The organism is Paracoccus sp. S4493, from assembly GCF_000967735.1.
Lineage (GTDB): Bacteria > Pseudomonadota > Alphaproteobacteria > Rhodobacterales > Rhodobacteraceae > Paracoccus > Paracoccus marcusii.
Window position 1 is genome coordinate 1 of record NZ_JXYF01000435.1, and the last position, 1144, is coordinate 1144.

Annotated in this window: 2 protein-coding genes; both read left to right on the plus strand. The window is 66.3% G+C overall.

Annotation, left to right across the window (positions count from 1 at the left end; translation table 11 throughout):
• The coding region (locus tag TW83_RS18275) for a DHHA2 domain-containing protein (RefSeq protein ID WP_045984211.1) at positions 1–414 on the plus strand (414 nt) is incomplete at its 5' end.
• A partial coding sequence (locus TW83_RS18280) for a TIGR01459 family HAD-type hydrolase (RefSeq protein WP_045984212.1) occupies positions 414–1144 on the plus strand: 731 nt, incomplete at its 3' end. The genes TW83_RS18275 and TW83_RS18280, both read left to right, overlap by 1 nt.

Sequence of the window (1144 nt, forward strand, 5' to 3'; positions counted from 1 at the left end):
GCCGCCGACCTGGGCGTCGACATCGCCGAGTTCGCCGCCGAGATGTTCGCCGCGAAATCCGATGTCAGCGCCTTCAGCGAGGCCGCGCTGCTGAAGATGGACAGCAAGGAATACGAACTGGGCGGCAAGCAGCTGCGCATCTCGGTCCTGGAGACGACCGCGCCGCAGGTGATCCTGGACCGCAAGGATGCCCTGATCGCCGCCATGCCTGCCGTTGCCGCCGAAGATGGTGCGGACGAGGTCATGCTGTTCGTGGTCGACATCCTGCGCGAACAGGCGACGCTGCTGGTGCCCAACGACTATGTCAAGTTCGTGGCCGAGCGCAGCTTTGGCGTCACCGTCACCGGTGACACCGTCGTCCTGCCCGGCGTCATGAGCCGCAAGAAGCAGATCATTCCGGTCCTGGCCGTCTGATGACCCGCATCATTTCGTCGCTGGCCGAGGTCTCGGCCAGCTATGACGCGCTGTTCTGCGATCTGTGGGGCTGCCTGCACAACGGCAAGCAGCCCTTTCCGGCTGCGGTTGCGGCGCTGCAGGCGTTCCGCGCGCAGGGTGGCCAGGTCTGCCTGATGACCAACGCCCCGCGCCCGAACCAGTACGTGATTGCGCAGCTGGACCGCATGGGCGTGCCGCGCGATGCCTGGGATCTGGTCGTCAGTTCCGGCGACGCGGCGCAGGACGCGATGTTCGCAGGCGCCGTCGGGCGGAACGTCTGGCATATCGGGATCGAGAAGGACCATGGGTTCTTTACCGACATTCCTGACGCCCATCGCAATGCGGCGCCCATCCGGCGCGTCCCGCTGGAGCAGGCCGAGGGGATCATCGCCTCGGGTCCGTTCGACGAGCTGAACGAAACGCCCGAAAATTACCGCGACCGGTTCCAGGGGGCGGTCGACCGTGGTCTGCCGATGCTGTGCGCGAACCCCGACATCGTCGTCGACATGGGCGAGACCCGCATCTATTGCGCGGGCGCATTGGCCGATTTCTATCAGTCGCTTGGCGGGACGGCGCTGTATTACGGCAAGCCGCATGCGCCGATCTATGACCGGGCGCGGGCGCTGATGGGATTGGGCCCCGACGCGCGGTATCTTGCGGTGGGCGACGGCATCGCCACCGACATCGCGGGTGCCGAGGCGCAGGGGAT